The sequence below is a fragment of the Rhizobium sp. 01N447_2 genome (genome assembly GCF_056399245.1).
The window spans coordinates 1-9,715 of the sequence record NZ_JBFTQY010000127.1 but is presented as its reverse complement, the minus strand read 5'-3'; the positions used below and the strand labels follow the sequence as shown (position 1 = coordinate 9,715).

Sequence of the window (9,715 nt, the reverse complement as noted above, 5' to 3'; positions counted from 1 at the left end):
GTCGACGACTGCGCAAAGGCTGAGGTCGATGCCAACAGGATGCTCGCGGCAATTCCTACTACTTTGATATTCATTTGCTTTCCTCCTTGGATGCGGTTGATTCCGCTGCGGAGCCAAACCGAGAGATGGAGGAAGCGTTCCTGACGTGGGACTTCATGCCGGGCCTCACTCAGACCTTGGTCCTGGCCCGTCGGATTCGGCTGCCTACTGGGTTGGAAAGCGGCTCAGCATCCGGTCCTGGACGTTCTCCCAGCCGACGATCATCGCAGCAAGCGAGATGGCTTTGTCGCGGTCTGCGGCATTGGTTATATAGCCTTCKAGCAGGACGACGGGGCCGAGCATCCTGATCTCGATGGCGCTGCTGTCGAGATCCGGATCGGCGGAAAGGGCTGCTTCGATTGTCGCGATCGTGGACGCCGAACTATGACCTTGCGAGCAGCGCTCTTCGTGATTGTAGTTATCGGGGCCGAACTTCATATTCTCCTCCTGTTCCGCCCCTCCACGGACCTTCGCGTTACCTCGCATGAGATATGAGCAGCGTGTGCTGACATCGCCAGCCGGACCTAAGTCCGGCTTTCCCCCGCCGCGATCCGGCTTAGATTTTCCTGATCCTTGCAAGGACGTCAGGCTCGTGATCCTTGCGAGGACATCAGGGAGGTTTTAGCGATGTTGCTGTTTCCAGTCAGAACCTCCCTGATGACGCATCAGTTATCGACCAATGTCGGGCGCATCCGAACTCCGTAACGAATCTGTGCCCCTTCCAGGGACGCCGCCGAGAACATGCCTTATTGCCAAGCCGTCTTGTTCGCTCTCTGGCGGACAGCGCCGACTTCTTCGAGGGTGCATCGATCTTTGTGCCGAGTGGGCAAGAAGCCGGGCATGTGCCGGAATGGCCGTGTTGATCATGCTGCTCGCCCCCGCCATCGCGTTTTTCTGGACCGCATGGCAGAAGTTTGAAGTCCCCTTTCCAGCGGAACCGCTCGCCCTCGGTCTGACAGGTCTCGGCGAAATCGTTGTAAACGCCTCATGCGTCTGTCTTCTCGCGGCTTTCCGTCAGGCAGGGGCTCGCGCAAGAAGGCGGCTCTCCTTTCCACGCGAAACGACGCCATCGCCAACACTGCGATCATCGCAGCCGGGGTTCTCGCGCTATATGTGGCGCTCGCCACCGCCCAATCTGATCGTAGGCTTCGGTATAGCCTGGATGCCGCAAATGAAGTGTGGGCGGCCGCGCAGGAGGAGCATCAGGATGTGGCCTGATCGGCATTTGTTTCCCCGGCAGGTGTTCATTGGTTCGGCTCTGTTTATGCCTTTCAAGATGGCAGTGAGCGTGGCGTCTACCAGTCGGGGCGGCCGCCCGGCTAATAGAAGACAGCGGCTTTCGGTGGAAAACCGACCGCGCGGCGGACGCTCGGACCTGCCCGTGGCTCGCTTGCTCCTTCTTCCACCCGAAGGGACTATTCCCACGGCGGACGCACGCTTGGGCAGGCGTTGCCTAGAGTGACGACGAATCCTTGGCGACCAGCCCGTGCGCCCTCATTGTCTCCGCTAGGCGCGCTGGCGCCATCGGATTGCTGCTTCCGTTCGATTGCTGGCGCCAAGCTTGGACAGTATTTCGGTCATATGATGCTTGATCGTTTTCTCCTGCAGGTTCAGACGGCGACCGATATGCTTGTTTGAAAGTCCTTCGGCTACCAGTTCTATCACCTCGAGTTCGCGGGGAGTGAGTGAAGTCCGTCCGACGAAGAGACTTTTTTCGACCATCTTGGCCCGCATGGACGGCGAGACGAACCACGAGCCCCCAACGACCGTTCGAACCGCCTCTGCAAGTCCGCGTGATCCGATGCCCTTGACAAGGTATCCCGCTGCCCCTCGCCTTAGCGCCGTGACAAGGGATTCGACTTCCTCCGAGGCGGTCAGCATCAGGACCTTTGTCTGTGGGCTGCGCGCCAGGATTTCGGAAACTGCATCGATTCCCCCTCCGGGCATGGACACATCAAGCAGAAGGACGTCAGGCCCATGGGACGCCGCCAGCGTCGCGGCGTCATCGGCGCTTGCGCCTTCGCCGACAACGACGAAATCATCAATTTCGGACAGAGTGCGGCTCACCCCTTCTCGAAAAAGAGGGTGGTCGTCCACAATCGCTATCGTAATGGCTGTCAAGCTGCACCCTCCAATTCCTCGGACTGARAAACCATCTGTCGCCTGTCGATAGGCTATCGACAGACATGGCAAGGCTTTAGAAAACGTCCAGAGGGCCATTGCAGGAGCGACTGAACACTTTTAGTTAGACCTGTCTGATATCGTGATTTTGCCGCCCGCAGCACCCACGCTGAATGGTTTTTGGCCTCCGCGAAACGACATGGGGTGCCGGCTCAGATATCTGATCGCGTCCGGCTGCGGAGACAGGGTTGGTGGTCGATAGTCATCGGCGCGAACCCGGCTATGGGCTCAAGGATTTCACTCAGTTCAGCATCCGCCTCCGTCAACCGTATCAGGTGACGTCGAAATTGCGCAGACTCATCCGGATGGAAATGCGCTTGGTCAGCGTTTCTGACTTGTAGTTGTCGTTCATCCAACAGAGAGGCCTCGATTGGTTCGCTAAATCTCAATTGCTCGCGGCTAATCAAAAGTGCGCAGACGTTCGCCGACAATCTCCCGCATCACCGCCGCTCGTTCAGCACCGACTGATCCATCTGTCAACCGCGGCGGCGGCGCAAGCTGTTCCAGCCCGCGCCTAAGTGCCGCTACGAGTTGATCCATGGCCGCATCTGCCGCCACCGCCGGGATACCTGCCGTCGACGCGAATCGCTTAAAATCAGCTCTCTTCAGCCGTTCGTCCTTACCGGTGATTTTGAGGGCCATGCGGTCATGCTGCAGGTTTGGAAACACCCGCGTCGTTACGGCGTCGTAGAGAGGTGCCAAGCGGACCGAGCTGAAATCTCGCCTCCTTGGCTCTGCAATCTTCAAAACAGCCATGTTCTTCAGGTGCATATCGCCATCGGCAATCAGCCAGGCGAACAACGCCCGCCGCAAGAGCAGCAGCAAGTCCGCATCCGCATCGGTCGAAAGAGTGCGCAGCGCGCCCGCGATCCGTTCCATGGTGCCTGTATATTTGTCTTCCGCTCGTACTCCCAAGACGGAAGTCATGTCCTCGAGTGCCAGACAGCGCCTGTCATCGAGGCTGGTGCGGATGTCGAATCGCTCGACAACAAGGGCTGCCGGCATACCATCCGGCATCGCAACGAGCGCAATCTCCGGGACGGTGAATCCGGCCGCACGGGCAAGCTCCATCGATTGCCATTCGATCGCGGGCAGCGCCTCGAATCCCGAAGTGCCGGCAGGCTTTAGGATATGCGTGAACGGCTTGCCCGTGGCTGGCATCAGCGTGCCGTCGGCATCGAGGAACATCGGTGCCTTGATCTGCACGCCCGACAGGCGAGGTGTGGCGCCTGTCGCGAACATCCGCGCGAGGTTCTGTTCGAACGAATCCTGGATGTCACCGCGGCCGGGACCGGCGTAAGCTCCCGTGAATATATGATCCGTCGCAAAGCTATTCAGCCGGGTCAGCAGGATATCGGCCGGCAAGTCTGCGAGCTCGGCCGCCCGTTCGACGATCGTGATGTTCGACATGTACCGCTTGCCGGTGCGCAGCTCTACCCGCTCATCCGGACTATTCAGCACTCGGTTGAGCCAGCCTTCCGGCAGAAGGGATTCAATAAAGGGAGGCAGCCTGCCGGGCGTGCTTTGGCGCACGAGGGGCGGACCGTCCGGATTGGCCGCCCGCCATCGCCATTCGAAGCCATCGTGCATCAAGTTGCCGATCGGCGCTCCGTGCCAAGCCACGATCAGGTCGAGGGCGGCTTGGTTGGTGACGGCAATCCTTGCGGCCGGCTTCTGCTTGAGGAAGCGGTCGGCTGCACGCCCTTCATCAAGCCAGTCATTGTCTCGAGCAAGCTTGAACACAGCATCGGCCGCGGCCTCCGCACCGCCATACTCGTCGATCAGGCGCGAGCTGATCCCTTCTTTCATCGTTTCATCGAACGAGGCCRCATGTTCGCTACGAATGCGAAAGGCTTCCAGAAAGCGTTGGCGCAGTGAAGACACGTGCACGCGCAGTTCGCCCAGGTCGTCGCCGACGACCGCCTGCGCAACGGAAGGGTGGTCCGGCGCTTTATTTTGAATGATTTCGAGTGTCCTGATCCGCTGGCGTTGCACGCGGCGGCCGGTCAGGAACAGCCGGCCATCACGCATCGGTCCGAGCAGGACGGCGCTGGCGGCCGAAAGGTACGCGTTCGGATAAAGGTATTTGGCGATGCGTACCGCGTGGATCCGCACCGTCTGGTCTACATCCTCATCGGCGTCGACATAAATACCGCGCATCAAGTGAACAAGCTTGCCAGCCTCGGCTTGACGGAAAGCGCGGGTTTTGTCGATATTTTCGCCGACGAGATGGAGGGGCATGTCTTTCCGTAACTTTCGCGCATTTCAGATCCGCGAAAGTTACAACATTGTCTGTGCCGCTGCAATACTCGTGTAACTATTGCGTATTTCAACTACGCGACAGTTACATATTGCGGCCGGCTGCATCTGTTGCCCAGTCGGGGCTCGCAACAGCCGATTCTCGCGATTAGTCGAGCGGCATATTCCTGGGCTCGCTGTTTAGTAGGTGCCGACAGCTTATCTCCAAAGAGAATGCGCTCCGCGAACGCCAATCGCAGCAAGCGAGATAGCTTTCTCCCGGTCCGTGAATATAACCTTCGAGCAGGATGACGAGGCCGAGCATCCTGATCTCGATGGCACTGCTGTCGAGATCCGGATCGGCAGAAAGGGCTGCTTGGATTGTTGCGATCATGGACGCCGAACTGTGGCCTTGCGAGCAGCGGTCTTCGTAAATGTCGTTTTGGGGCCGAACTTCATATTCTCCTCCTGTTCCGCCCTCCCACGGAGCTTCACATTACCTCGCATGAGATATGAGCAGCGTGTCCTGGCGTGGCCGGTCGGACTTAAGTCCGGCTTTCCCTCGGCACGATCGGGCTTAGATTCTCCTGATCCTTGTCGAAAGGAGCATCAGGGAGGTTTTAGCGATGTTGCTGATTTCCAGTCAGAACCTCCCTGATGGCTCGTCAAGTTATCGACCGTTTGCGCGTTAACCTCGGTCTTTCTTGGCTTCCCCTGCGCCCAAAAGCGCCATGACCTCGCCTCGGCCGATTGGCCGCGACATCAGGAAGCCTTGGATGTTGTCGCATCCAAGCGACTTCAGTGCGTCTCTTTGTTCGTTGGTCTCGACCCCTTCGGCCGTGGTCCGCAGGCCTTGCGCTCGCGCCATGTTGATTATCGCCTCGACGATCGCGCTGTTCCGACCTTCGCGGATCCCTCCAATGAACGACTTATCGATCTTGAGCCGGTCCACGGTCACATTCTGCACCCTGGAGAATGAGGAGTATCCAGTGCCAAAGTCGTCGATCGCAAACCTGACGCCTGCGGCCCTGAGCATCAAGATATTACGCTCAGCGTTCTCCTCGCCATTAATGGCCAAACTCTCCGTGATCTCGATTTCGAGCCGGGTCGGCTCGATCCCCCACTTGGCCAGGACAGAAAGAACGCGCAGAGGGTATCCTGGGGAGCTTAGTTCAGCGGCGGAGGCATTCACAGCAACGCTGATCGACGGCAAAAGCGCGATCAGGCTGCACGCGTCTTCCAGCACGATGGCGCCGATCTTTTGGATGACGCCGATTTCCTCGGCGAGGGGAATGAACACGTCTGGAGCAATCGAGCCCAGCTYGGGGTGCCTCCACCGGCACAGCGCCTCCAATGAACAGGGAACTGAGCTGTCAGAGGAGTAGACCGGCTGGTAAGCGATCTCGATTTGCGTCCCGGTTGACAGTGCTTCACGAAGATCATGCTCAAGCTTTCGACGCGTACGAAGAAGTTCGTCCATATGCTCGCCGAACAGGGCATATGCATTCCGCCCGGCGGCCTTCGCGTGATAGAGAGCAATATCAGCCTGCCTTGTCAGCTCGATGGCATCGGCCTTTGCACCCTTCGCAATTGCAACGCCGACGCTCGCACCAATCGAAACATAAACCCCTTCGATTTCAAAAGGCTCATGCAGGCACGCCACGATCCTATCCGCGATGACCGCAACTTCTTCGACTCCGATCCTCTCCAGGAAGACTGTAAACTCGTCGCCCCCGATCCGCCCGATCAGGGCGTTCGGAAGTATCTCCCTCACTCGCTTCGCAACAAGAGAAATCAGCCTGTCACCGGTCGGATGACCATAGGTATCGTTCACCGCTTTGAATCGGTCGAGATCAATGAAGAGCACGCTACAGACGTCCTCAGGCATTGCTTGCTCCAGCCGTGCCGCAAGTTCGCTCTTAAAATGAGCCCTGTTGGCCAGACCAGTCAGCGTATCATGCAGCGCCAGATGCTGAAGTTCCTGGTGATTGGACTTGAGCTTGACCGAACGTCGCCAGATCGCATGACCTGCCAGGCTAGCGACAATGAATATAGCAATGACGGAGAGGCCGACGACCGGTAGGGTCGCGTGAAGGACGCTCGTCCCCGGCTCGAAAGGATGCCAACTGAAATATCCGATCACCTGCCCCGACCTTGACGTGAGAGCGATCTGCGAGTGCCGCTTGTCGTCAGGCATCGTGGTCGTGAACTGCATCTCGGCGAACTGGTACTCGGTGCCGATATCGCTGGGAAAGTCGCCGTCAAGAAATCGCACCGCGACATGCAGGTTTTCGTCACCCGCCGACTGCTCGATTCTGCCCGTGTCGGAAGTTATAGGTTTGACGCTGACGACCGCCGGTCGGCTTCCGACGTACAGGAGATCGCTTTCGCCAATCGACAGGACCCTGTCCGATATACCGTCTTCGTCTCCCGCGATAAGCCGCTCATGAAGACGGTTCGCCAGAGGACTATAAGCGCTGCGAAGGCCCTCTGGCGACAACCCCTTGGCTGAATCCGCGGCGAATTGATAGATCGCCTGGCCGTTTGCCGAGAGCACGATTGCGACGTCATGGCCGAAGTAAGTATTCATCCACCGACCAAGATTGGCATCAAGCCAATCGAGATCGCGTTCCTTTGTCTTGACGACGGCATCGTCCCATACCGTGGCGCTTTCTTGATCATGTGCGACCGCGGATTGCATTTTCGAGACGATGAGAGAGACGAGACCCTTCTGCCGTACTGCAGCTACCTCATCGGTTCTGGCCGCGGCCCAATACAGGGTGCCCAAGAGCACCCCTCCCACCAACGCCGAAACGCTTGCCGGAACACCCACTTCAAAAACCACTGCGACTGCCTGATCATGCGATATCTGCCTTCCAATTAGGCAGACGCCTAAACCATTTTCGTTAAACCTGAGGGAAGGGACAGGGTTAATAGTTCTTTCGTTAGTAGCGACTTTCAAGCCATCGACTATGGCCCAAGCTTGCGAGAATCCGGGCGCGGCGGGTAAACGAGACGCCGCGCAGGCAAAATGCGTCGCGCAATCGAAACAACCGAAACGATGCGCGCTTTCTTTTAGCCGACGCTCATGCACCGAGATGATTGCGCTGCTTGTCGATCGAGGGCGGCATGCCGACGCTCCAGCGGGGAAGCGTGTAGCATATATCGGTTATAGGGATTGGCCGTGACGCGGACCAAGGCGCTCTGTCAGGCTCTGGAGGAGCGTGTCTCGGGCGGAGTTTCGAACGAGACCGATGGCAAGGGTCAGGGCGTGGCGGCCTTTGTTGCTATCGATCTCACAGTGGTTCTTTGTCACCACTGYCGAACCGCAGTGCTGACAAGTTCGATGTCTTGATCGGACGATGTAATAAGGGATTGAAGCATTTCAATGCCTCCAAGATCCCATAAGTGCGCCTTTTCACCCTCTGGAGTCACGCCACGAGAGAAGACCGCTATCGCTAATGATGAGACGTAGACGACGGCGCGTTAACCTCCAGCGAGTCAGGGCTATCGAACTTTATGATCAGCAGCGTGACCAGTTCCTCGCGCGTCCTGTGTCCTTGATTATAGAGGTCGACCGCAGAGAAGCCATGGCCTCCCACGGCGATGTTCGCGACACAGCCGTGTAGGTCTTTTCACGTTCGCCTGGCGTTGCAAAGACGTTAAGCCGGTGGCAACTTCCAGCGTGCACCGCTTGCCCAACAGGACATGCCATTTGACCGAGACCAAGCTGCGATCGGCAGATCCGGAACTGGAACACCTGACCCGGCAAGGATGGCCATCGCTCGTTCTCGCCGCTCTGGGCGTCGTCTATGGCGACATCGGGACAAGTCCTCTCTACGCGTTTAGGGAAGCCCTCCACGCCAYCGGAGGATCGGGAGCGGATTATGCCAACGTGCTCGGCATCCTTTCGCTGATCGTCTGGGCGCTGACGATCGTGGTCACGTTGAAGTACGTGACCTTCGTGCTGAAGGCGGACAACCGCGGCGAAGGCGGCACGCTGTCTCTCATGACTCTCGCTCGCGAAGGCCTGACCGGGCGCCCCAGGTGGGTCCTTGTCCTGGGTGTAATCGGCGCCTCGCTGTTTCTCGGCGATGCAATCATCACGCCGGCGATCTCCGTCCTGTCTGCCGTCGAGGGTATCGAGGTGGTGGCGCCGGCCCTCTCCACTTGGGTCGTGCCCATCACTCTGACGATCATCGCCGTGCTGTTTTTCGTCCAGCGGTTCGGCACGAGTGGTGTCGCTTCGGTATTCGGTCCCGTAACAGCTCTGTGGTTCGTTGTCCTGGGCGTCAGCGGAGCGATCCACATCTTTGACGATCCGTCGGTGCTAGGCGCAGTCAACCCGATCCATGCGGTCCGGTATATTGCAAACAACATCGGCTCGGCCATCGCGGTGCTTGGGGCGGTCTTCCTTGCTGTGACCGGCGCCGAGGCTCTCTATGTCGATCTTGGACATTTCGGACGTCGTCCGATCGTCACGGCGTGGTTTTTGCTCGTCTTCCCGAGCCTGCTTCTGAACTACTTCGGACAGGGAGCATTCGTGCTCGCCAATCCCGAGATGGCCGAGCATCCCTTTTTTAGCATGCATCCAGAATGGGCGAGAATCCCCATGGTCTGTCTGGCGACCGCGGCAACGGTCATCGCCAGCCAGGCCGTGATCTCCGGCGCCTACTCGCTCGTCCGTCAGGCGATGCACCTCAACCTGCTTCCGCGCCTGCGCATCCTTCACACCTCCGAAACGCAATCCGGGCAGATCTTCATGCCGCAGGTGAACAACCTGCTGTTCATATTCGTGGCTGCTCTGGTGCTCTTCTTTCGAAGCTCAAGCGGCCTATCCGCCGCCTATGGTATCGCTGTGACAGGCGAAATGTTCATCACTTCGATCCTCCTGTTCATCGTGATGCGGCGGATCTGGAGCTGGAAGCTGGCGACGGCCCTTGCTGTTATTGTGCCGATGTCACTGATCGACGCCGGGTTTTTAGCCGCCAACATCGCGAAGTTCGCAGATGGCGGATGGGTTCCCGTTGCGGTGGCGTCGACGATGGCGCTGATGATGCAAACATGGACGGCCGGCCGCCGCGTGCTTGCCGCTCGCACCAAGGCCGACGAAATCCCACTCGCGGCGATCATCGACAACCTGGCCCGGAAGAAGCCGCTGACGGTGCCTGGGACTGCGATGTTCCTGACAAGCGACATCGAAGGCGCGCCAACCGCACTTCTCCATAGCTTGAAGCACTACAAGGTCCTCCATGAG

5 protein-coding genes and 3 pseudogenes are annotated in these 9,715 nt (G+C 58.6%); 1 reads left to right on the top strand and 7 read right to left on the bottom strand.

Going from position 1 to position 9,715, the window contains the following annotated elements:
• From AC1ECN_RS37485 to AC1ECN_RS37455, 7 genes and pseudogenes are all read right to left on the bottom strand, one after another.
• Window positions 1-74: pseudogene (locus AC1ECN_RS37485) on the bottom strand (DUF1236 domain-containing protein); the annotation flags it as partial.
• 130 nt (window positions 75-204) lie between these two features.
• The gene (locus tag AC1ECN_RS37480; RefSeq protein ID WP_130655409.1) at window positions 205-477 is read right to left on the bottom strand and encodes a BON domain-containing protein; all 273 of its coding nucleotides are present in this window, start codon (window positions 475-477) and stop codon (window positions 205-207) included.
• Between the two features lie 1,068 nt (window positions 478-1,545).
• Window positions 1,546-2,160 (bottom strand): response regulator, encoded by a 615-nt coding sequence (locus AC1ECN_RS37475; RefSeq protein ID WP_130656917.1) that lies wholly within the window; start codon window positions 2,158-2,160, stop codon window positions 1,546-1,548.
• A 459-nt stretch (window positions 2,161-2,619) separates the two neighbouring features.
• The gene (locus AC1ECN_RS37470; protein ID WP_477955899.1) at window positions 2,620-4,461 is read right to left on the bottom strand and encodes a type II toxin-antitoxin system HipA family toxin; all 1,842 of its coding nucleotides are present in this window, start codon (window positions 4,459-4,461) and stop codon (window positions 2,620-2,622) included.
• Between the two features lie 216 nt (window positions 4,462-4,677).
• Window positions 4,678-4,917 (bottom strand): annotated as a pseudogene (locus AC1ECN_RS37465) (BON domain-containing protein).
• Between the two features lie 229 nt (window positions 4,918-5,146).
• Complete coding sequence (locus AC1ECN_RS37460) at window positions 5,147-7,252, bottom strand: putative bifunctional diguanylate cyclase/phosphodiesterase (RefSeq protein ID WP_477955901.1); 2,106 nt, start codon at window positions 7,250-7,252, stop codon at window positions 5,147-5,149.
• 375 nt (window positions 7,253-7,627) lie between these two features.
• Window positions 7,628-7,842, bottom strand: a pseudogene (locus AC1ECN_RS37455) (hypothetical protein).
• A 331-nt stretch (window positions 7,843-8,173) separates the two neighbouring features.
• On the opposite strand from AC1ECN_RS37455, the gene AC1ECN_RS37450 reads away from it, so the two are divergent.
• Window positions 8,174-9,715 (top strand): potassium transporter Kup (locus tag AC1ECN_RS37450; protein WP_477955897.1); only part of this gene is annotated, 1,542 nt, incomplete at its 3' end.